Annotated in this window: 16 protein-coding genes and 1 pseudogene; 8 read left to right on the top strand and 9 right to left on the bottom strand. The window is 60.9% G+C overall.

All coding sequences use genetic code 11. From position 1 onward, the window contains the following. Positions 1 to 94 precede the first annotated feature (94 nt). Together F8G81_RS05960 and F8G81_RS05955 are read left to right on the top strand one after the other, a co-directional pair. A complete protein-coding gene (locus tag F8G81_RS05960) occupies positions 95 to 4,756 on the top strand; it encodes a DEAD/DEAH box helicase (protein ID WP_267278089.1) in 4,662 nt (1,553 codons plus the stop codon). 412 nt (positions 4,757 to 5,168) lie between these two features. Continuing rightward, on the top strand, positions 5,169 to 7,109 hold the full coding sequence (locus F8G81_RS05955; protein ID WP_267278088.1) for a hypothetical protein: 1,941 nt from the start codon (positions 5,169 to 5,171) through the stop codon (positions 7,107 to 7,109). A gap of 288 nt (positions 7,110 to 7,397) precedes the next feature. On the opposite strand, the pseudogene F8G81_RS05950 reads toward F8G81_RS05955, so the two are convergent. Further along, a pseudogene (locus F8G81_RS05950) lies at positions 7,398 to 8,205 on the bottom strand (amino acid transporter); the annotation flags it as partial. Here F8G81_RS05950 and F8G81_RS23500 point away from each other — a divergent pair. Beyond that, positions 8,206 to 8,724 carry an amino acid permease gene (locus F8G81_RS23500; RefSeq protein WP_323809236.1) on the top strand — a complete coding sequence of 173 codons (519 nt, stop codon included), beginning with the start codon at positions 8,206 to 8,208 and terminating at the stop codon, positions 8,722 to 8,724. A 1,253-nt stretch (positions 8,725 to 9,977) separates the two neighbouring features. On the opposite strand, the gene F8G81_RS05935 is transcribed toward F8G81_RS23500, so the two are convergent. From F8G81_RS05935 to hisC, 4 genes are all read right to left on the bottom strand, one after another. Then, the gene (locus tag F8G81_RS05935; RefSeq protein ID WP_267278086.1) at positions 9,978 to 10,535 is read right to left on the bottom strand and encodes a hypothetical protein; all 558 of its coding nucleotides are present in this window, start codon (positions 10,533 to 10,535) and stop codon (positions 9,978 to 9,980) included. Beyond that, positions 10,536 to 11,312, bottom strand: a complete 777-nt coding sequence (locus tag F8G81_RS05930) for a TIGR04255 family protein (RefSeq protein WP_267278085.1) — start codon at positions 11,310 to 11,312, stop codon at positions 10,536 to 10,538. A 462-nt stretch (positions 11,313 to 11,774) separates the two neighbouring features. Continuing rightward, positions 11,775 to 13,187: an amino acid permease gene (locus F8G81_RS05925; protein ID WP_267278084.1), complete on the bottom strand. Its 1,413-nt coding sequence runs from the start codon at positions 13,185 to 13,187 to the stop codon at positions 11,775 to 11,777. A gap of 54 nt (positions 13,188 to 13,241) precedes the next feature. After that, entirely contained in the window at positions 13,242 to 14,339 is a 1,098-nt protein-coding gene (gene hisC / locus F8G81_RS05920; RefSeq protein ID WP_267278083.1) for a histidinol-phosphate transaminase, read from the bottom strand. A gap of 93 nt (positions 14,340 to 14,432) precedes the next feature. Here hisC and F8G81_RS05915 point away from each other — a divergent pair, with 93 nt between their 5' ends. Together F8G81_RS05915 and F8G81_RS05910 are read left to right on the top strand one after the other, a co-directional pair. Then, positions 14,433 to 14,936: an Lrp/AsnC family transcriptional regulator gene (locus F8G81_RS05915; protein ID WP_267278082.1), complete on the top strand. Its 504-nt coding sequence runs from the start codon at positions 14,433 to 14,435 to the stop codon at positions 14,934 to 14,936. Positions 14,937 to 15,056: 120 nt separating this feature from the next. After that, a complete protein-coding gene (locus tag F8G81_RS05910) occupies positions 15,057 to 16,727 on the top strand; it encodes a thiamine pyrophosphate-binding protein (protein ID WP_267278081.1) in 1,671 nt (556 codons plus the stop codon). A gap of 136 nt (positions 16,728 to 16,863) precedes the next feature. On the opposite strand, the gene F8G81_RS05905 is transcribed toward F8G81_RS05910, so the two are convergent. Further along, positions 16,864 to 17,493, bottom strand: coding sequence for a hypothetical protein (locus tag F8G81_RS05905; RefSeq protein ID WP_267278080.1), 630 nt, complete (start codon positions 17,491 to 17,493; stop codon positions 16,864 to 16,866). Between the two features lie 315 nt (positions 17,494 to 17,808). Here F8G81_RS05905 and F8G81_RS05900 point away from each other — a divergent pair, with 315 nt between their 5' ends. Next, a complete protein-coding gene (locus F8G81_RS05900; protein WP_267278079.1) occupies positions 17,809 to 18,126 on the top strand; it encodes a hypothetical protein in 318 nt (105 codons plus the stop codon). Positions 18,127 to 18,393: 267 nt separating this feature from the next. Here the strand turns inward: F8G81_RS05900 and F8G81_RS05895 are convergent, their stop codons facing one another. Beyond that, positions 18,394 to 19,038, bottom strand: coding sequence for a hypothetical protein (locus F8G81_RS05895; protein ID WP_267278078.1), 645 nt, complete (start codon positions 19,036 to 19,038; stop codon positions 18,394 to 18,396). A gap of 169 nt (positions 19,039 to 19,207) precedes the next feature. Here F8G81_RS05895 and F8G81_RS05890 point away from each other — a divergent pair, with 169 nt between their 5' ends. Then, complete coding sequence (locus tag F8G81_RS05890; RefSeq protein WP_267278077.1) at positions 19,208 to 19,360, top strand: hypothetical protein; 153 nt, start codon at positions 19,208 to 19,210, stop codon at positions 19,358 to 19,360. Positions 19,361 to 19,505: 145 nt separating this feature from the next. Here the strand turns inward: F8G81_RS05890 and F8G81_RS05885 are convergent, their stop codons facing one another. Continuing rightward, positions 19,506 to 20,582, bottom strand: coding sequence for a methyltransferase (locus tag F8G81_RS05885; protein WP_416377133.1), 1,077 nt, complete (start codon positions 20,580 to 20,582; stop codon positions 19,506 to 19,508). A gap of 368 nt (positions 20,583 to 20,950) precedes the next feature. On the opposite strand from F8G81_RS05885, the gene F8G81_RS05880 reads away from it, so the two are divergent. After that, positions 20,951 to 22,588: a SulP family inorganic anion transporter gene (locus F8G81_RS05880; RefSeq protein WP_267278075.1), complete on the top strand. Its 1,638-nt coding sequence runs from the start codon at positions 20,951 to 20,953 to the stop codon at positions 22,586 to 22,588. Positions 22,589 to 22,665: 77 nt separating this feature from the next. Here F8G81_RS05880 and F8G81_RS05875 read toward each other — a convergent pair whose 3' ends face one another. Continuing rightward, on the bottom strand, positions 22,666 to 22,986 hold the full coding sequence (locus tag F8G81_RS05875; RefSeq protein ID WP_267278074.1) for a GYD domain-containing protein: 321 nt from the start codon (positions 22,984 to 22,986) through the stop codon (positions 22,666 to 22,668). Positions 22,987 to 23,003 lie beyond the last annotated feature (17 nt).

The following is a 23,003-nucleotide window of genomic DNA, read 5'->3' as shown; positions in this document are numbered from 1 at the left end:
GCCCCGCGCTCCTCGGATCCAAGCCCGGCACCATATAGTCTGGGCCAAACGCGGTTGCCAGTGGTTCAGGGGGAATGGAAGCCAGATGTCCCAAATGAAAGAATCCGAAGCCGCGATCCGCTTAGCTGTTGATTGGGCTGGCAGACCCGAACTTCAGGAGTCACTGGAGCGCGAGCAGAATGAAACAATCAACTCGTACGCCGCCAAACCCAAGCTTCTGCTGGAGCATTTCAATGAAGAGGACGGGTACCGAGCCGGAAGCTACGGGCAACGGCTCATCCCAGAGCTCATCCAGAATTCTTCCGATGCAATGTCTGGGTCATCAGCGGGAAGGCTTCAGCTGCTTCTCACAGATAAGTACCTCTACTGCGCAAACGACGGCGAGCCGCTCACCGAAGACGGAATGATTGCGATCCTAAATGCGCACTTGAGCCCGAAGTCCAATGAGGATCTTGGACGATTCGGCCTCGGATTCAAGTCCGTCCTAGCTGTGACCAGCAAACCAGAAGTCATCAGCCGATCCATCAGCTTTTCGTTCGATCGTGAAGTATCGAGGCAGCGTCTATCTGCCGTTGGACTCAGTGACCGGGCCGTTCCGTTGCTTCGCTTAGGATGGCCGCTCGACCCCTCGCGAGCGTTTGAACACGATACTGATTTGGCCCAGCTAGCAACCTGGGCTTCGACGATCATCAGGCTTCCACTGGAGTCCGGCACAGAACTCGTGACGACGGGCATTGAAGATCTGGACCCCCACATCCTGCTATTTTTGCCAATGGTCCGGACTCTGACCGTGACCGTACGCACGGCACTCGCGGAATCGGAAAAGACTCTGACCGTATCAACTGACGCCAGTGGCTGGGCCACCATAAGCCGCAACGAGGTCCAGCAGTCGCGCTGGCGGGTTCAGTCCAAAGTTGTGTACCCGTCCGCGGACGCTTTGTCGGCTGTCCCGAAGGCCATTGCCCGCCCAAAGATTCTTCTGTCCTACGCTGCACCGGCGGAGACAACCACCCGGGGCCATTTTTCCGCCGTATTCCCTCTCCGAGATCAGACCACCGCACGCGGAATTCTGAGCGCCCCGTGGCATGTCAGTGACGACCGCAGCGGCCTTCTGGTCAGCAAGTTTAACGACGAGATTATCGCTGCCTTTGCACAGCTCATTCTTGAGACTCTCCCCCTGCTGAGTACGGATGACGATCCAGGTCGTTCGCTTGAGTACCTACCAGTTGACCCTGCCGAATCTTCATTCCACTACGATCGCGAGCTTTCCAGACATATCAGGATGGTGGCACGAGAATATCCGTGCATCCCTGACTGCAGTGGAAAATCTCAAATACCTGAGAGGCTAAAGCTACCCAACCTGGACTTGAAGCTGGCGGAGAATCACGTAAGAGAGTGGGCCTCGAGCCCTCATACGCCGAAGTCCTGTGCTCACTGGACTTGCTACCGCAGTGATACTCGACGTTCACGGCTACGTGGTCTGGTTCGCGGCTTCGGCGCCAAACAATCGAATGAGACCAGACTCGCGGAATGGCTCGACATGATGGTCCGTCGAAACAATCACCAGTCCTGCCTGGATGCGCTGTTGCTTCTAACTACTTTCAGCGATGACAAGATGGCTGCACAGGGATCCAGGGTGCTCGCGATTCCCACATCTGACGGGGCATTGGCCAAGGCCGACTCGACCGACAGTGTGTTCATTGCGCAGAATTTGCCGCAAGCTCTCACAGGTATTCGTCTCGTTCATCCGGGTTTACTGGCCCTGCCGGGTTCAGTGGATGCGCTTGAGGTCTTGGGATTCGAACACCTTACAGTCCAGCGACAACTCAGCCTTCTGTTGGCGAGGAACAAACGATCCTGGACACACCTGGAATGGACCGTGTTCTGGCGAATCGCCAGCAACCTCACGAAAACAGAGTCTATCTCGGTCATCACGGAATACTGCAGCGAACAAGCCGACCTTCGCGTTCCGGCCAGCGACGGAACATGGCGCATTCCTCAGAGAGTTATCGGGCCGGGCCTGGTTTCACCACGGAACGCATCCAGCAAACTGGACCCCACTTTTGCTGCAGAATGGCATTCACTATTGACAGTCTTAGGCATTGCCACCATTCCGGAGGCCATGGAAGTTAAACGGCTTTCTGGGGACATAGTTTTCAATGAATACAAAGAATTCGCTGATCATGTTTATTCCACCAAATTTGAGAAAACCAGCCCCTTTTTAGAATTTGACCAGATCAACGGGGTCGGGCCCCTCTGGCCACTAGCCACGTTTCGCAACGATCAAGACTGGGAGTCGTTAGCCCTGTGGACGCGCAGTCTGCTAAAGATTCCTGTGGAGGAATCTTGGACCTATTCCCCATTTCTCTCCCGCAACGCCCACGGCGCGAAGACCGTCGTCCTTCCAGCGCCTCACCTTTGGGCTGCAAGCACTTACGGCTCCGCGCCGACGACGTGGGGCGAGCGTCCGCTCGCTACGGCTGTTGCGCACAGCCTAAGCAGATTCGGTCAGATCCTCCCGGTGGTTACAGATCCAGAATCTTCCACAGGATCCATGCCAGCCGCGTTAGCGGCGGTGCCCCCGGATTTAATCCGCGAAGCCTTCAAACGAGGGACGCCCGAATCGGACCCTTGGATTCTGGGAGAATTCCTCGCCGCAGCGAGCCGACTACCACTCGATACTTTGGCCGATATTGACGTCGCCAAGTTTCTGATGCCTAGCTCCACTGCTCAGGAGGTCGTACTGGTGGCCCGATCCAAGGCAGAAGTCACATTCGTAAAGGACATCGGAGTCCCGTACGTCGCGTGCCAGAGGCCGGAGGATTTTGAAGAATTGACAAGGCATCCTCGATTTTCCGACATCCAGTCCGGGTTATCGCTGGCGATTATGACAGCAGGGGCGGGAGCTCCCGAACCGGTGTTCAACCGGTTTGGAAGACTTCGAACCCTCAACAAGACTCGCGACATTCTCAAGTCGATATTGTTGGTTCCTTGCAAAGAAATTCAGGTTGCCTGGAAATCTGCCGCGGGCACCTTATCAGCATCCTTCGATTCGGTCATGGAAAAGGATACCTTCTTCTTTTCTGAGGAACTTGCGGACAATGAGATCCTTCAGCAGCTGGTCAGTTCAACGAACGTCGATCTGGATGAACATAGTCAAGCAGGCATTCTCCAATCCTCTCTGAGCATCGACGCTGAGCGCAGAAAGCGGCTTTGCAGACAAGCTCTAGACGTTCCCTCAAAACTCCAGGCTCTAATCTCAGTCTCTGCCATGAAGAAGATACTCCCAGTCGGACTCGTTGACCTTATCGGGGCGCCGGCACTCGCCGAGGAGCAGTCCTCCATCCCCCAGCTCTTCAGCAACGTCTTCGGCGAATCAGCGCTGGAGGAGCTTTCCAGCGAGCTGACAGCCGTAGGATTTGAGACCCCCTATCACTGGAGCGGCAGCACGGCGGCGAGACGCTTCGCCCTCGACCTCGGATTCCCGGAATCCTACGCGGGTGAGCCAGGGAGACCTCGGGACCCACTTCTGTCTGTTCCTGGGCCGGGCCAAGTCAAACCGCTTCATGACTACCAGCGACAACTAGTCGACGAACTTAAAGAACTCATTCAATCCGGGGAAAGGGGTATGCTGCACCTTCCCACGGGCGCTGGGAAGACGCGAACGGCCGCACAGGCCGTCGTGGAGATGGTGCGATCCGGAAAGATCGACTCGACCGTCCTGTGGATCGCCCAATCGGACGAACTTTGCGAGCAGGCCGTATCAACCTTCGAGTCGCTTTGGCGGACATTCGGTGACGAGCGCCAGATAGATATCCACAGATTTTGGGGAATCAACGATCTGGGTGACCCTGAGAGCGGGGGGCCTCGGATCGTGATAGCGACCGACGCCAAATTAGCCCGGCAAATTGATGTGGACCGCAACAGCTGGTTACAAGAGACAACGGCACTGGTCATAGTTGATGAAGCTCACCTGGCTATGGGAAGAAATTACGCCGTGGCACTGCGAGCGTTGGGCATCGACGAGGAGTCATGTGCGCGGCCATTGATCGGACTGACGGCGACGCCTTATAGGGGTAAGAATCTGACTGCGACATTCGAGCTTGCAGCATTCTTTGGGCATCGAAAGCTTGCCATGAACGCCCCCGACCCAATGGCGGAACTTCAGTCCAGGGGGATTCTTTCCCGGGTTGATCACGACGTCCTTCCTGGTTCGCACGTTGAACTGGTTGGAGACGAACTGACACGGCTCAAGGTGCAGGGGATGATTCCTCCTTCTGTCATGAATCGCATCGCGCAGGACCAGAACCGAATGCACGCGCTCCTTGAACACATAACTGGGCTCCCGGAGGACTGGCCAGTAATTGTCTTCACACCCTCGGTCCAATCCGCTCGCATCCTTGCGGCGCTGCTGCTGTTTCGCGGCGTCCCGGCCGTTGCCCTCAGTGGTGAGACGTCACCGGGAGTCCGTAGAAGGGAGGTTGAAAGGTTCCGTCGCGGCGACACTCGGGTACTGGTTAACTGTGACCTGTTCACACGAGGTTTCGATGCCCCCAACGTGCGGGCCCTATACGTCGGCAGGCCCACGTTCAGCCCCAATGCATATCTGCAGATGGTGGGGCGCGGACTGAGGGGGCCAGCAAACGGAGGCAGTGAAAAGTGCCTGATTGTCAACTTCACAGACACATTCGGAGAGTTCGGGGAGGATCTCGCGTTCAAGCACCTTGACTTCCTTTGGTCGCAAGGCAAAGTGTAGAGCCCTTCGACTGAGCGTCCTGTTGCCGGATCCCCATTATTCTTAGTCGCCGAGTCAGGCTATTTCGTGAAAATGAGAAGTGCAATCGACATGAGGCATGGTCCTGAGACAGAGTCAACTTGGAATCGCCTTTGATTTAGAGGATTGTGGTGGGGTGCCCCTAAACAATGAAACTAGCGAAGTTGAAGATCTCTGGACAAGCCGACTAGTAAGAAGTATCGAATCTGGTGAAGTCCTGGATCTTGCTCCTGGAGTACCCGATACACTAATTGATCGCCCTTGGCTTCTGGCGCACCGCAGTGGATCGACGATACCGGCCAGTACATTGCGAGAAGTGCTAAGGAATCCTCCACTCAAAGCAGATCCCCGAGGACTGCGGATTCGCGCCGCATACATTTCGGGTACTTTTGACATGGACTACACCAAAGTCACCACTCCACTTTCCATAGCCTATAGTCTCTTTGAAAGCCCACTGTCCTTTCGCTATGGGTCCTTTTCAACGATCGACTTTTTAGCCTGCAATATATCTGGGGCGCGGCTTGATTTTGCCAAGATCTCGGGCAGCCTCGGATTTTTTGGTTCACACATGTCCGGCGAGACACGGCTGAGTTCGGCAGAAATCCGCGGGCGGGTCGTGTTAGCTAAAGCCACACTAGATGGCGCGGGTGGTAGGGCCTTGAATCTTGATGCTGCAAGAGTTACCGGAGACGTTCTCATGGACAATTTGACTGCCAAAGGAGAAGTTCGAGCCCAAAATGCACAGCTGGCAGGGCGACTCGTGCTTGAAAACGCTTCCCTGAAGAACAACTTCGAATGCGCTGCTCTTGACTTGGATGGGGCTCAGGTCGCGGGCGATGTATTCTGCAGAAATCTCAGTTCGGAAGGGGAAATACGTGCCGTGGGAGCCAACTTCGGTTCACAGTTTCACGCGACCGGATCCACCTTCAAGAACCTCGAAGGACCCGCTCTGAACCTCGATAACGCATCTCTAGCCGGCAGTTTCGTTGTTGAACGGGTGCGATCGAGAGGCGAGCTGAGGGCCGCAGGCGCGCAGCTAGGCGGCCAAATTCGACTCAGTGGCGCGAAGATAAGCGCCGATAATAGTCCAGCGGTGAACTTCGATGGCGCCGATATTGGGGGCGAAGTCTTCCTCGATGACGCAGCATCAATAAAGGGCGAAGTCAGGTTTCATAGCGCACATTTCCGGAAGCAAATAAGTCTTGCCGGAGCATCGTTGGTTGCGTCGGAGTATGGCTCAGAACCTATTGGCCTCAACATGTCGTGGGCCACTGTTGAGGGTAGTGTTTTTCTTACCGACGGGTTCAACCTTGATGGGCAAATGAAGGCGTTTGGTTGTGACATAAGAGGACAGCTTAACTTTGCGGGTGCATCTATCAATAACCCGAAAAAGGTTGCAGTCGATCTCGACTTTGCGAATATCTCCGGCAGTGTGCTCTGTAATGACGGTTTTGCCATAGATGGAATGATGCGAGCCCACCGAGTGCGAATTGGTGGGCTGCTCAGTTTTGTTGACGCCAAAATTCGTAACCCGGATGGAGTTGCATTGCGTGTTACGAATTCAAAAATTGACTCACTTCACCTTGCTAACGAAGCATTCGAAGGTAGGACAAATCTTGCATATGCGCAGATCGGCACCCTTGTAACTACACAGGATCGGCCCGTGAACAAACCATATTTGCCAAACCTCTTGTCAGCGCAAGGATTAGAATTGGGGGCATTTCATGGATTCATAAAAGAGGACCGCGACGCTGCGGCCAGTTGGCTTGACTCCATTCCGCGGGGCAGCAAGAAGGAATTCATCGCTCAACCCTGGAGAGCGCTCGCCACAGTCTTCGACAGCATGGGGCAGAGCAGCGAAGCGCGATGGTTGCGGTACCAAGCTGCGATACGTACCACTAGGTCGTCTCATTGGCGGTCGAAACCCTTCCACTGGCTTTACCGATGGCTCGTTGGCTATGGGTACCGCCCTTTGCGGCCGTTCATCTGGTTGGGTGCGATCCTTGTATTATCCTTCACCCTTGCGGTTTGGCACGCTAATGACTTCACTCCAACTAACCGCGAAGTTGCCAAGATCACAGTCCTCGATGGTTCAGGAAATCCGACACCGCTAAACGGTTCCACAAATCCGCATGTCCCCGGCTACCCAAGCTTCAGCCCCTATTTGTTTGCCATCGATACGGCGCTACCGGCGGTTGACACAGGGCAGGCCAAGAGTTGGCAAATTACCAACAGCGTGCTACTTCCCATGGCATTTGCTGGTATCAAGGGCCTTTCGTGGCTCTTAGGCGCCCTTCTGCTGGCCGGACTTACGGGAATTTTGAAAAAGGAATAACGGTATTACTGTGCGGCAGTTAGGGACGGACATTGCGCGATGGATATATGAAAGACAGTACTTCTAACGGGGGAATTTTCCGTTCCGCCTGCACGAGTGGGAATTTCGTCCCTCCCGGCACCGCGTAGCTCAATAGGGTCCCATCGGGACAAAGCTTCATCGGGCCTGGCATCTATCATTGACAGCAGCAGGGTCGTGGAACTTTCCCCACGTGAGGTAGGTGCGTCCATGCGAGGCCGGACGCACCCTCTTCATGCGCCGAACCTGAGGTGGTCCAAAAGCGCATGATCAGTCGATAAGAATAGACTGCTTGGCACCCTCCGAAAATTCAGCACCGGTCGAAACGTTCCCTGACCGGTGGTGGAGCCAGTTCGCCAGCGCCACCAGGGCGAAAGTGCTCAGGAGCTGCGGGCGTGAGTCCTCGCCGATGAAGCCCACGGTGAAGATCGCCGCGAGGATAACCAGACCCAGCACCATGGAGCGCGGACGTCCATACCAACAGGCAGGTCGGGCCCACGATGTTGAGCAGAATGGGAAGGACCATCTCGGGGAAGGCCAGTTCCAGCACAACCGTGACAACGCCGAAGGCAACGCGGCCAGGACCGCGACCACCGGAACCTGTGCCTTGGACACGGAAGCGAGCAGGCGTGGCGCTTCACCGCGCTCGGCGAGGGAGAACGCCATGCGGGAGGCACCGTAGAGGTTGGCGTTGAGGGCAGAAAGCCTTCACACTGCGGGCCAGCTCCGCCGTTGTTTCAGCTGCGGCAACCGAGACGATCTCGGTGCCGCCGAATGCGAACGTCACCACGAAGAGTGCCCCGGCGATCCCGGCGAAGCCGTCGGGCGCGAATCCGTCGCCGGTGAAGTTGGACAGGCCCGGCGACTGCACTCCCGGCAGCCAGCCCAAGAGCAGGGCGGCGCCCACTAGGAGGAACCCGACGATGGCCGCCACCTTGAGCAGTGCGAACCAGAACTCGAACTCGCCGAAGTTCTTCACGCTGGTGAGGTTCACGGCGGTGAGCACCACGATAAACACGAAGGCCAGCAGCCACACCGGCAGGGCCGGGAAGATGGTGGCCAGCAGGCCCGCCGCCCCGTGGCCGGCTCCGCGTACACCTACGTCCGCAAGTCCATCGATTCCCGGGTGGGGTTCCTGGAGGGCTGGGCCATCCTGCTGGACTACCTCTTCCTGCCCATGGTCATCTGGCTGATCGGCGGCTCTTACCTGAGCGCACAGTTCCCCGGCAGCCCCATCGCGGTGTGGATCGTGGGCTTCATCGTCGTCACCACGCTGCTGAACATCCTGGGCATCAAGGTGGCGGACAAGGCCAACTACGCGCTGATGGCGTTCCAGCTGCTGGTCATCGTGTTCTTCGTGGCAGTGAACACAGCCATCGAGGTCTACCACGAGACCCTCGCCGAGCTCTACGACTACTTCATCCCCTACCCCATCGAGAAGCTGCACACGTCGCACCGGGACCACATCGCGCTGGTTGTAGCACTGCGCGCCCGCAACGTTGAGGAAGCGGTGGAGGTCTCCCGGAAGCACGTGGACATCCTGCACCGGACGATGTTTATGGGGCTGGCGCAGAAGCCCAAAGTCACGCGTGACTGACAACGATGGGCGACTATCAGGTGTGAAGGGCTGGCGCCGTAGCCTCTTCTACTTCGTGGTTGCGTTTGAGTAGGCCTATGTCTTCTGGAGCATCGAGAAAATGCACTGAGACTTGCACGGAGCTTACACCAGACATGGGACGCAGATACCGGGAGATAAACTACCGATACGCGCTATTTCGTTGCTGGCACTAGCCCTGAGCTTAGGTGTTGAGGCTCACCATAGCCTTGATTGCATCGTAGACAAAACAGGAGATAACACCCATAAAGACCACCGTTCCATTCGCACGTACATTGTCAGGTAGAAGTTTCGTTAGAACCCTAATTTTTGCAACAACGACGGGAATGACATTCACTGCAACCACTAGCAGTACCGCGATGGCAGTTGCCCACCAAAGCGGCCCCGGAATCGAACCGGTTACGAAAATCGCAGCTAGCAAACACCAACACCTAAAATCAGGGTTAGCGCGTAGAAAGTATCACAAGGAGCGTGCCCTATACAAATCAGCACTGGCATCTCAAGATCGCTTCACTCGTTTTGTCGCTCAAACTTCCCTGATTGCTGAATAAGTGTCCATCCCCCGATAGCGCGAAAGGCCAAGCGGTAGAGAATGCCTATGATCGGGAATAGAAGACTTATCGGTGACAGGAAGCATAGCTCGTAAGCTAACGCCGTGGCAGCCGCCCCAGCGGTGGACCGTTGCAAGCCGCAGAACTAAGCAGCGCGTCGGCGGCAGCGGAGATGGGTGGAGGAGTCTCTGGCTGTATACAAGAACTCCCGAGTTTTACCGCATAAACACTAGACTCATCCACAGTTCCCTTGGTCGCTCACGGGAGGCTGTACCCACTCGCTACTTGCGGCGATCACGTTGACGACGGTTCTCCAAAATACCTTGTCGTGACTGGGCGTTGGGGGTCGAACTTCCGTGTGAGCCGCCCGCAGATCTTCATCTCTTTCTTCGGGTGCAGGCGTGGGCAGTACACCTGCACCCGCGCTGCGCGGCACGGCTACGACGAACTTCACCGATCCATATCGCGCTGCGTCATAGAGGGTAGTGACGTCTCTCCCCCTTGCGTCGATGATCGATTGAAGGTGGGTCGACATCCCCTCGTTTGCTGCTCTGCGTAGACCTCCAGGACTCACCTTGTAGGTCTCAGTCAATGGATCAAACGTCTGGCAATTCGGGTTGCTGGGGACCCTTCGGAACAACCTGTCTTGGTCGTCAATCTCCGGATCATCATATTGCCATTCGTTCATAACCGCCGCATACGCTCGCGCCAGGCAGGGTTGACGGCCGTTACATCCTCTGCAATTCGACGTACATTGACCCTTGCGCAAACCGTGATAGCACTGGCTTCCGTCAACACGACCGCCTCGTGGCCCGGCTCCTTGGCCCAAAGGTATGTTGGACCAGACTCTTCAACATCAACCTGAAGAGACCTCTCCCCCGCGACCCAATGCAGAACGGCCACACCGTCATCGTCGGGGACTATAGACGGGAAGGTCGACGCTTCTGTTGTGGTTGCATCAAGAAATTCTAGGACTCGATCCTGCACACCTTGCGTCAGGCCAGAAGCACCGAGTTCATCAACAGAGAGACTGCGCATAGTGTTGCGGGCTTCCGCAACGGCAGGCGTCTCCTTTTCCTCGCCGCTGGACTGTTCTTCGCTGCCGGAATATTCCAAGGACCACTCGAAGGGTTCAGCATCTCTGGAGCGTGGGGCGTACAACAGAACGACGGCCTTTTTTCTCCACGTCCGAGACGTCCCAGACGTTCCAATATCCGGCTCAGGCCATGCAAGCTCACTCATTCAAATCCTTCCCCACGATTCATGCTGAGTCGGCGAAGTGTAGCTAAGAAATTTATCAATCACTTCATCGTGAGCCACTGCGATGCCATTCAACTTTTCCGTTTCCCCAGACTGAGTCACGGAAATGGTCAGCATAGGGTCCTGACCTACATGAGCGTCTACGCTGACAAGCGAAGCACAGTTTCTTCTATTGTCATCATCTGAGTGCAGACGGACACCAACATAGTCAGAGTCCATATCTGCGACATCCAGTTGCCCTTTCCAGCGTGTTAAGACTCCGACAGCTAACTGACTTGCCGACAGCCCCTGAATTCGGTTGGAGTATCGACAATTAGAACGCACGATCCCTATCTTGATGTCACTCCGCATTAGGACATCGGAGAAAACGCCGAATTCCTCTTGCATGGTCTGAAAAAGACTGTCGAACCCCGGGTAAGGCGCACCGGACTCTTCATCAAATCCCCAACTTACTGTGAAACGGTCCCCTTGATAGGCAACGGACCGACGATTCACGCTGCTGGAGTATCTCGTGTAAGGGATGGGCCAATGAGACTCTTCGTCGACGACCGAAATGCGGTCTGACGGTACATCATCTGCTGGTGTAGGAGCACGCTCGGTGACCTTCGGGTACGACCCTATCCAAAGTTCCCTCAGCGGAGCCACGTGGCTAGCCTGGACAGCATCACTGGCAACAAAATGCACAGTTAGCTCAACGCGCTGCACTGGAGGCTTCAGGAACCTAACCGGGATCAGACTGTCTTGTCGTTCGTCGGGCATGACGCCACTGTAGTACACCGCTCAGCAAACTTCGGGACTAACGTCGAAAAGGAGTATTTGCGAAAATGCACGGCTTCCCAAACGGGTGTTTCATCCGGTAGAAAGCCAGTCGCCAGTCGCGGCCCGCCACCCTGGCCATCAGCGCGTTGCGGTTGCGACGGGCAATGCTGGCGAACTTCCGGCAGACGGACCGTCCAGCGGCACCTCTGCGCAGAAAGAGACCTCATGACCAAAGCTGCAGCGCCCTCGATCCTGTCTAAGCAATCCCGAATAACGTCGGCGCTTCTTATGTCACTTAGCAACTTGGGGGCGGCATGCACAACGAAGGGCGCGTCTGACGAAGTTGAATTGTTCCCCGGGAGTTAGACTGAAAAAATTCAGTTCCGACTCCCGGGGACCAGTTCACAAAAGTTAACGCGCCCCAGTTGCGGCAAACCCTCGAAACGGTCAGCTGCACTTAGTTCAGTCGACGAGCACCGTCTGCTTGTCACGCTCCGTAGCGTCGACACGGGACGCAACCTTCCGGTTCCGGTGGTGAAGCCAGTTCGCCACCGCCAGAAGCGCCACCAGCGCGAAAGTGCTCAGGAGTTGGGGACGGGAATCCTCGCCGATGAAGCCCACCGTGAAGATCGCCGCGAGGATCACCAGGCCAAAGCACGTGAGCCACGGGAAGCCGGGCATCCGAAGGGGAAGCTCCGTTCCCTCCCGGTCGGCACGGAGGCGCAGCGCGAGCTGGGCCAGGAGCGCGGACGTCCACACCAGCAGGCAGGTCGAACCCACAATGTTGAGCAGGACGCCAAGGACCATCTCGGGGAAAGCCAGCTCCAGCACAACCGTGACAACGCCGAACGCGACGCTGGCCAGGACAGCAACCACCGGGACCCGGGCTTTGGACACCGAGGCAAGCCAGCGTGGTGCTTCGCCCCGCTCGGCGAGGGAGTACGCCATCCGGGAGGCGCCGTAGAGGTTGGCGTTCAGGGCGGACAGCAGAGCTGCTACGGCCACCAGGGTGATGGCGGTGGCTGCGCCTGGCATGCCGGCGGCCTCCAGCACGACGGCAAACGGGCTCTTCAGCCCTGCCGAACCCACAGGGACCACGGCGGCGATGATGAAGATGGCGCCGATGTAGAAGACCAGGATGCGCCACAGCACGGTCCGGACTGCCTTCTTCACACTGCGGGCCGGTTCAGCCGTTTCGGCTGCGGCCACGGACACAATCTCGGTGCCCCCGAACGCGAAGGCCACCACAAAGAGTGCCGTGGCAATTCCGGCGAAGCCGTCGGGCGCGAAGCCGGCACCGGTGAAGTTGGCCAGGCCCGGCGACTGGACGCCCGGCAGCCAGCCGAAGAGCAGGGCAGCGCCCACCAGGAGGAACCCGACGATGGCAGCCACCTTGAGCAGGGCGAACCAGAACTCGAACTCGCCGAAGTTCTTCACGCTGGTCAGGTTCACGGCGGTGAGCACCACGATGAACACGAAGGCCATCAGCCACACCGGCAGGGCCGGGAAGATGGTGGACAGCAGCCCTGCCGCACCGAGCGCTTCCGCGGCGATGACCACCACCAGCTGCAGCCACCAGAGCCAGCCCACGGTGGCGCCGGCCACCGGCCCGTAGGCCTTGGCGGTATAAACGGAGAAGGCGCCGCTGTCCGGGTTGGCGGCGGCCATCTCGCCGAGAGCCCACATCACCAGGATGATGAGCGTGCCGGCGACGAGGTAGGAGATCAGCACGGCCGGGCCGGCAGCCTGGATGCCGGCGCCGGAGCCGATGAACAGGCCCGCGCCGATGGCGCTTCCGAGCCCCATCATGGTGAGCTGACGGGGTTTGAGTGCCGCGCCGAGGGCGCGGCCAGACGTCTTTGTCTGTTGTTCCATGGGGAGTCCTCTGGTTGTAGGTGGAACGGGTTGGGATTTCAAGTCAGTCGGTTGTCAGGCTGCGTGGGCTGCCAGGAGCCGGAGCACACGGTCGTTGGAGGCGGGACTGGCAACGGTGATCCGCACGCCGTCGCCCTGGTACGCCCGGACCAGGATGCCCGCGCGGTCAAACGCGTCCACCAGCCTCGTCAGGAGGTCTTCATCCGCACGGACCCACAGGAAGTTGCCCTGGCTCGCCTGCAGTTTCCAGCCCTGCGCTTGCAATGCCGCGGCCATGCGTGTGCGCTCCCGCTTGACCGCGGCGACCCGGGCTTCCATCTCCTCCCCCGCGTCCAGCGATGCGATGGCCGCCTTCTGGGCCAGCGCGCTCACGGAGAAGGGAAGAGCCGTCCGGCGCAGCCCCTCGGCGATGCCAGGCGCCGCCACAGCGTAGCCCACGCGCAGGCCGGCGAGTCCGTAGGCCTTGGAGAAGGTGCGCAGGATGCAGACGTTCGGGTACCGGCGGTAGAGCGCCAGCGAATCGGGGCCGCTGCCCGCTTCGGCGTATTCCACATAGGCCTCGTCAATCACCACAAGGATGTCGGAGCGGACGGACTGCAGGAAGGCCTCGATGCGATCGTGGCTGATCGGCACCCCCGTGGGATTGTTGGGGGTGCAGAGCAGGATCACCTTCGTGCGGGCAGTGACGGCCGCGGCCATGGCGTCGAGGTCGTGGCCCTCAGCATGATCCAGCGGGATGCGGACGGGCCGGGCGCCTGCCAGTTCAACCAGGATGGGGTAGGCCTCGAAGGAGCGCCACGCGAAGATCACGTCATCCCCGGCATCGCACAGTCCGGTGATGATCTGCTGGAGGACGCCCACGCTGCCGGGTCCCACCGCGACCTCTCCGGCCGTGACGCCCAGGTGCCCGGCAAGCCGTTCACGGAGTTCGACGGCGGCGCTGTCCGGGTAGCGGTTCATCGTACCGGCCGCTGCGGCCACCGCAGCGGCTGCGGCGGGCAGGGGCTCGTAGTGGCTTTCGTTGCTGGCGAGGGCCGCGATGTCCGTGCCGGCGCTGCGCCGGCCCGGAATGTAGGGCGGAAGGCCGGCCACCGCGCCACGAAGCGTGGGGAGGGCCGTTTCCGGTGCGGTCAGGAGTTGATCAGGGGTCATGAGCACCGATCATGGATGTGACCCGGCGCACAATGCAAGATACCCTCAACCCATTGGGACTTCTGCTCAACTTCAACTGACTGTGGTGAAAATATGACCATCCCGAACCCCTGCACCCTGGATTCCCTCGACGGCAGGATCATCCTGGCCCTGGACAAGGACCCCGAAGCCAGCGCCCTGGCACTCTCCCGGACTCTCGGCGTCGCACGCAATACGGTCCACGCCCGGCTGGGACGGCTCGAGCGCAGCGGCGCCCTCCGCTCGTTCAGCCGCAGGCTGGACCCCGCGGCGCTGGGCTATGACCTGATGGCCTTCCTCTCGCTGTCCATCAGCCAGACCCGGACAGGGGCGGTGGAGGACGGGCTCGCCGCGATTCCGGAGGTCATCGAAGTGCACGCCACCACCGGCGACGCGGACCTCATGGCCAAGGTGGTGGCCCGCGGTACGGCAGATCTCTACCGCATCACCAACCAGATCCTGGAAATCGAGGGAATCCAGCGCACCAGCACAGCCATTTCCGTGCTGGAACTCATGCCGCCCCGCTACGACGGCCTCCTGAGCCGGCTGTCGAAGCAGGAATCCCGCCCGTCCGACTAAGCGCGGGTGATGCACACCACAAGTGGGCATATTTTCACTTGAACCGACCCGGTTCTGCCAATTGTCCCAACTGAAACGGCCTCTATTGCCTACTTGGAGACTAGGGCAGAAGATTCCTGCATGACTTCACTTACCGTTTCCGGCCGCGTGGCGCAGGTTCTCAGCAGCTACCTCAGCGACGTCTTCGGCGTCATGGGCAACGGAAACGTCCACTTCCTGGACGCCGCGGAAAAGCTGGGCCTGCGCTTCTCCCCCGTCCGCCATGAAGGCGCCGCCCTCGCAGCGGCCGACGCCTACTACCGGGCCTCGGGACGTCTCGCAGCGGGCACCACCACCTACGGCCCCGGCTACACCAACGCACTCACCGCCCTCGCCGAGGCGGTCCAGGCGCAGATCCCCGTGGTGCTGGTTACCGGGGACGCCCCGACCAGCGGCGCCCGGCCCTGGGACGTGGACCAGACAGCGATCGCCGCGGGCCTAGGCGCGGCCACCTTCACCGTCACCCGCGAAGCCGCTGGCTCCATCACCCGGCAGGCGGTGGAGTACGCGCTCACCAAGCGGACCGCCGTCGTGATTGCCATTCCCTACGACCTCGCGGCATTGGAGGCTGCGGAAGAAGACCTCGTGGAGCCGCAGGCACCCCAGGTGATGGACGACGTCGACGGCGGCCTTGGGCAGGTGGCCCGCCTGCTCGCCGGGGCGAAGCGGCCGCTGGTCCTCGCCGGCCGCGGTGCGCATCTCGCCGGAGCCGGCCCGGAGCTCCGGGAGCTCGCCGACCGCCTGGGCGCGCTGACCGCCGGAACCGCCCTGGCGCTCAACCTCCTCCAGGGCGACGGGTACCTCGGCGTCGCCGGCGGCTTCGGCACGGATACTGCGGCCGGGCTCATGGCTGAGGCCGATGTGGTCCTGGTGGCCGGGGCCAGCCTGACCCCCTTCACCATGCGCTTCGGGCACCTGCTCGGCCCGGACAGCACTGTCATCCAGATCGACACCGCCCTGCAGCCGACGCACCCCAGGGTGGACACGTTCGTCAGCGCGGATGTGAAGTCCGCGGCGGGCCGCCTCCTCCGGCTGCTGGATGACGGCGTTTCGGTGGACGCCCGCTCAGAAGCCTGGCGCGCCGAAGCCCAAAAACGCCTGGCCGAAGGACCGGGCCACGAGGCAGGCTCAGCGGAGACTCCGGACGGCCGGCTGGACCCGCGCTCCCTTGCCACGGCATTGGATGCGATGCTGCCTGAGCGCCGCACGGTGGTCCAGGACGGCGGGCACTTCATGGGCTGGGCACCCATGTACTGGCGCATCCCGCGGCCCCAGGACCTGGTCATGGTGGGCACCGCCTATCAGACCATCGGGCTGGGCCTTGCCAGCGCCGTCGGGGCCGCCCGCGCGGTGGAGGACGGCCGCACCCTGGTGCTGGCCTCCGGCGACGGCGGTTTCCTGATGGGCCTGTCCGACCTCGAATCGCTCATTGCGGCGGCGAGCAGCGCCGTCGTCGTGATCTACAACGATGCCGCCTACGGAGCCGAAATCCATCAGTACGGCTCCCAGGGCCTGACCGAAAAGCCCATGCTGATCCCCGAGGTGGACTTCAGCGGCGTCGCCCGCGCGCTCGGTGCCAGCTCGGCGGTCATCCGCTCGCTGGCGGACCTTGCCGCGCTTCAGGACTGGATCGACGCCGGCGCCAAGGGAACCTTCGTGGCCGACTGCCGGATCACCTCCAGCGTCCGGGCCCCGTGGATGAGCGAGTGGATGAAAGCCAAGCAGGAGGCGAAGGCGGCGGTGGCCGGGTAGCGGGTCCTGCCCGCCGCACCGGCGCGGCGGGCCGCCGTCGTGATTTACGACGGCGGCACGCTGGCTGGGTGCCAAAATCTCTCCTAGTGTCCCGGCTATGAGATCGCTACCTTCCAGTGGCGATTGGGGCCACAGATTACCCGCCGCCAGGGTTCTGGTGGTCCTTCTGCACGGACGGCCTGTCCAGCAAGTGCCCGACTTTTTCCACAAAGCTTCGCTCGTACTCCCGTATCGCCTGCTTCTGGACAGCCGACATTGGTACCGGGAAGTCAATCAGGGTTTCCATCGTCAGCCTGCAACCAACCGTGGTGGGTTCCAGGATGTACGTCGTAATAGCGGACGGGAGATCTGGCGAACAGACCGCTCTCGTCACGGCGGAGCGACCAGGAACTTCACTGAGAACTTCAATGACCGAAACTTCGCCATCTGCCGAGATGAAGCACTGCCGCTCGCCTTCCCCATCCGGGGTACCCGGCACTTTGAATGCCTGGGCAGCACCATCTATGAGCATGGCAGCCTCGGCGGGCCTGATCAGCTGCCAAACAGTCTCGGGCGCATGTCCGTACTCTGCAGCGGCATGTGAATGAAAGGTGTGCGCACGGAACGATTCTCCCGCGGCCATCCGGCGCATGTTTCTGACATTGCGATAGTGCCACCCGGCGTAGGCCAGCGTCAGTAAAAGGCCGCACCCTAACAGGGTAAGAACAGCTACGCCGCGGGGGTCCTGGCTTTGGAATCGGGACACTCCATACAGGCCGAGTGTCATAAATCCAATTATCTGGAGGATAGCCGCATAAAAATCTACTGCCCGCTTCACTCGATAACTGTGGCACGTTGACGCCGGTCCAGGGAGCAGGACGATATTGAACCGCCGCCGCCGTCGTCAATCCGCTCAATTACAAGGCAGCCCGGATCATTAAAACGCGGCGAGTGCGTCCCACAGCTTTAGAGGGATCACCTCCAGACAGCGGAAGAACCACGCGCAGCAGCTGGTCTGAATAGGGCATTTCTCCCCTTTGCACCGTCCGCCGTGGGGACTAGTGTGATCTGCATCACTGTCCACCGCCGTCGAGGAGCTGTCATGGCCGGGTTTGTGCAGATCATCGAATTCAAGACCTCCCGCATCAAGGAGATCGAAGAGCTGGGCCGTCCCTCAAGAACCGAGGGCAGCACCCAGCCCACGTTCCGCCGCATTGTTGCCACGGCAGACCGGGACCACCCGGGAACCTATTTCACCATCGTCGACTTCGATTCCTTTGACTCCGCAATGGAGAATTCCGGCCGGCCGGAAACGTCGGAGTTCGCTGCCAAGATGGCGGCACTGTGCGATGGACCCGTGATCTTCCACAATCTGGATGTCATGTGGGAGGACACCGGAGACGGTGCGCAAACCGGCTAGGCGCAGGACACGGTTACCCTCAGTCCCGTTCCGGAGCGGGCCGCCGTCGTGATTCACGACGGCGGCCGCCGGCAGGGTGTCACACTCCCCCTTGGGAGCTGAGGGCCTCCTTCAAAGCGTCGCGGCGCTTGCTGCCGCCTTCCTGCATGAGCCCCTTGATTCCCGGGCCGTCAAGACACGCGGATACCTTCCGGGCCCGAACCTCGTCCCGGGCACCTACGAGAGAATCAGCATCGGAGCGTTCCACCTGTGGTGGCGGCCCTTGCGTCAGTGCTGTGGCATCGGGGAAGATCCAGCAGCGGCTTTCCCCAAAAGCCAGCCCCACCAGATCAGGACGGCGCCGAAAAGCACGCCCGCGAGCAGGCCAAACACCGGAACGAACGGACCCTCAAGGGCGAGGAACAGAACGCTGCTGACTGCCAGCAGCACCCCGGCTGCGCGGGGGAAAACGGAGCAGCGGGCCGCCGCGGCACCGATCATCGCCAGACCCACAAACCATCCGAGAGCTGCAACGCCGACGGCGATCATCGGCCAGGAAGCCAGCAGCGGTCCGTCCAGCCGAAGCAGGTCAGGAGCCCGCTCCGCAAGCACCGGGAATGCTACCGCTTCGACGGCGGCAAGACCGCTGGTACAGCCCGCACCCACCAGAGTGACTACCAGGCCCGCATGTCCCAGCCGGCCCATTTGCTCCCCATGGGCGGCAACAAGGCCGGTCGCTCCGAAAACTGTCAGAACAAAGACAACCAAGCCAGCCAGGTGCACGGGAGCCCACCACGCCGCGGATTCCAGGACCACGTCACCGATCGGCCGATCGAAAATACTCGGGTGCAGGAACGTCACGGCGATGAGCAACACACCGGTTACCGCAAACGACACCGCTGATAAGCGAAGCGAAACCCTCAACATGGCCATGTCCCACTATAGATTTTGGCGCCGCCACTGGGAACGGCGACGGCAGGGAAGGACGTGCAGCTCGCGCTGGTAGTCCTTTCTTTGAGCCCGAATTGAGCAATCCCACAGATGGGGCACAACGAACTCTGTTTAACAACGAAGACAACCTGCAGGGAAGGAAGTAGCCAAATTGCCAAAGGGAATCGTCATCAGCAGCCGAGGCAACTCAGCCTCCGTCCTCGTCGACGGCGTCTTCGCCCTCTTCTTGGTCACTGTCGCTGAGGCCGAGGCCTACGTCGCCAGCCTCCGCCCCCTCGACTCTCTCGACGCGCCAGCCCCTTAAGGACTGTCAGGGGGCGCCGTCGTGGGGCACATTGACGCTCACACGGCCCCGAACCTGCTCAATCCGCGGCGTGTCCGTGTCAAAGTGCCCCAGTTCGGCTACTCAAAGCGGCCATCAGTCTGACCTTCGTTGCGGGACCTGGCAACTATCGGCGAACAAGCCGCCACAGCGACGTGACCTCGGCCGTGCGCGCCGCGAACAGCGGGTCGTCGCGGTCCGACGCCTTCGGATGTGTTGGCTTGGTGTCCAGCCGGTCCACCGCCTTCAGCCCGGCCGCCGTGATGGCGTCAAGCAGATCGTCACGTGTCCGCAGGCCAAGGTGCTCGGCCAGGTCGGAGAGGACAAGCCAGGCCTCACCGCCGGGCTCCAGATGGTCGGATAGTCCGTTTAGGAAGCGGAACAGCATCCTGCTCCCGGGATCATAGACGGCGTTGTCCAGGGTGGAATGCGGCGTGGCCGGAATCCAGGGCGGGTTGCAGACGATGAGGGGTGCCCGCCCGGGCGGGAACATGTCGGTCAGGACCGCCTCGGCACGGTCCTGGACGCCGAGGTTCCGGAAATTCTCACCAGCGCAGGTTATGGCGCGCGGTTCATTGTCCGTCGCCACCACGCGGCGGACGCCACGGCGCGCGAGGACGGCAGCGAGCACCCCGGTGCCGGTTCCGACGTCGAACGCCAGCGTGTCAGAGGGCAGCGGAGCGGCGGCCACGAGATCCACATACTCACTGCGGGTGGGGAAGAACGTGCCGTAGTGCGGGTGGATGCGGCCCTGCAGGGCATCGACGTACACGCCCTTCCGCCGCCACTCGTGGGCGCCAATGGCCCCGACAAGCTCATGCAGGGATACAACGGAAGGTTCGCCGATCTCGCCGTACGCTTCAGCGGCGGCCTGCCGGATGTCCGGTGCGCGGCGCAGCGGCACCACCGGACCTGGATCCAGGGGAATCAGCAGCAGGCCGAGAATGCGGGCACGATGCGAGGCTGACTGGCGGTGCCGATAGAACTTTTCGGCCGGAGTTGCTGCGGTCTCTTTCTTTCCCGCGCCGATCCGCCGGTCCATGGCGTTGAGGATCTGGCGTGCGTTGTGGAAGTCACCGTGCCAGAGCATCGCGATCCCCTGTGACGCCATCCGGTTCGCGTCATCGGCCGTGAGAGAGTCGGAGACCACTTCGATGCGCGTCGGCGCCGGTCTGCCGTTCGCCGAACGCCATCGCGCGGTCATGCTGACACCAGCCTCGGCCCAGGTCACGACGGCGGGCTCATCCGCCGCAGCTCCGTGTGAGGGCTTGAGGACCGACGTCGGGATTTCCCCGGGAGCTGGCTTGTTGGTAGTGATAAAAGGTCCACTCCAAGAGTCCATTGGGCCGATCGGAGACTGACAATCGCGGCGGTGATTCGACGACCTGGAAGGCGAGGGCCCAGGATTCCGGACCGTCATCCGGCCGCGAACCGAGCTTGGTTGAGGGCTGCTGTAGCCATTCAACCTGCCTTGTCAGGATACAGGTGTGCCATGATCGGGAGATGCGCCGCTTCGGAAAGACTCGGGCCTGGTGGGTCCCGCCAGCCTTGCGTGGTTACAGGATCGAGTGGATGCGCCACGACCTGGTGGCAGGCATCGCGCTCTTCGCAATCCTGGTCCCCGCGGGCATGGCGTACGCTCAGGCGGCCGGCCTTCCGCCGGTGACCGGTCTCTACGCGACGGTAGTGCCCCTGCTTGTCTACGCGGCAGTAGGGCCGTCGCGTGTGCTGGTGCTGGGGCCGGATTCCGCGCTCGCCCCGATGATCGTTGCGGCGTTGGTTCCCTTGGCAGCGGCCAACGAACAGAGATCCGTGGCCCTGGCCGGCCTCCTGGCCATACTGATAGGTGTCATTTTGCTGTGCGGCTCGGCCCTGCGGCTAGGGATCGTCACTGGACTGCTGTCGAAACCCATCCGGCTCGGCTACCTCAATGGCATCGCCTTGCTGGTAGTTGTGTCCCAGCTACCCACCATCTTGGGGATATCCGTCGAAGACGGCACGCCCTGGGAAAAACTTCTCGCCGCCGTGCCAAAGGTGCTTGCCGGCGAGACCAATGTGCCGGCAGTGCTGCTCGGCCTGGCCTCGCTGGCGCTGATCTGGGTTCCCCGCTGGCTGAAATGGAAGGTTCCTGGCGTGCTCATTGCGGTGGTTGTGTCCTGCCTCGCCGTGGCCCTGCTGGGACTTCAGGAGCGCGTGAAGGTCACAGGCGCACTCCCGCAGGGACTCCCCGCACCGGCCCTCGGCGGAATCGGCTGGGCCGACGTCCTCACACTGCTGCCCGCCGCCGCCGCGATCGCCCTCATCGTGTTTGTCGACACCGGAACCCTGTCCCAATCCCTCGCCGCGGCAGAGGACGGCAAGGTATCCGGCAACCACGAAATGGCAGCCCTGGGTGCGGCAAACGCTGCCAGCGGGCTGCTGGGTGGCTTCCCCATCTCGGCCAGCACATCCCGCACACCGGTGGCCGTGGAGTCCGGGGCGAAATCCCAACTCACGGGGGTGGTCGGCGCCGTCCTGGTGCTCGGCTTCATGCTCATGGCGCCCGGCGTCACCGAGTTCCTGCCGGCAGCCACCCTTGCCGCCATTGTCATCGCCGCAGCCGCAGCCATAGCCAACCCCGCCGGCGTATGGCGGCTCATCGGCATGAGCCGCAGTGAATCGTTGGTGATGCTCGCGGCGTTCCTGGGGGTCGCCATCCTGGGGGTCCTCCCGGGCATTGCCGTCGCCGTTGGCCTGGCAATCCTGGACTTCCTGCGGCGGGCCTGGGACCCTTACCGTGCCGAACTGGTGGACGTGCCTGGGGTACCGGGATACCACGACGTGAGCCGCCATCCGGAAGGGGAACGCGTCCCTGGCCTGTTGATCCTGCGCTTCGACGCACCGCTGTTCTTCGGCAACGGATCCTTGCTGGGAGCCTTCGTTCGCAGCGAACTGGACCAGGCGGCGCCTGGCACCGAACGCGTGGTTCTGGCGGCGGAGCCCGTGACAGGGATCGACACCACGGCACTGGACGAGCTGGTGCAGCTTGACGAATGGCTGGACAGGCACGGCGTGGACCTGGTGTTCGCCGAGCTAAAAGGTCCGGTTAAAGACAGATTGCTGCAGTACGGCATGGCCGCCCGCTTTTCTCCCGAACACTTCTACCCAACGGTGAGCGAAGCTGTGAGGGCGTTCCAACGGGAGGGGAGGAAGCCTAGGGACGCTGTGTAATCTGCGCAGCGGCTCAAAGCCGCCGGCCGCCGTCGTACTTCACGACGCCGGCCTGCCGGCCTTGGTGCCGGGCTCCCCTACTGTCCCGGGGCGCGGTAGGACGGCGACTTCTTGGCGGCTTCGTCGAGGTCTTCGACGGTCAGGAGCGGTTTCAGGCGGACATTGACGTTTCCCGTCGAATTGATCAGCAGCGACAGTGCTGCAGCACTTGCATCGTCCGGTGCCTCAAAAACGCCAAGGACGTCGTAGTAACCAAAGGCGTAGTAGAAGCTCTCCAGCGATCCTCCGACCGAGCTAAGGGCCTCCGCCAGAGCGTCACGCCGCTTGGTGCCGCCTTCCTGCATGAGCCCCTTGATGCCCTGGCCCACGTATGTTCCTTCAAACAGATACTTCGGCATGGTCATTTCCTTTCCTG

It is taken from the genome of Arthrobacter sp. CDRTa11, from assembly GCF_026427775.1.
Lineage (GTDB): Bacteria > Actinomycetota > Actinomycetes > Actinomycetales > Micrococcaceae > Arthrobacter.
The sequence above is the reverse complement of the archived record's forward strand: the minus strand, read 5'-3'. Positions and strand labels throughout refer to the sequence as shown.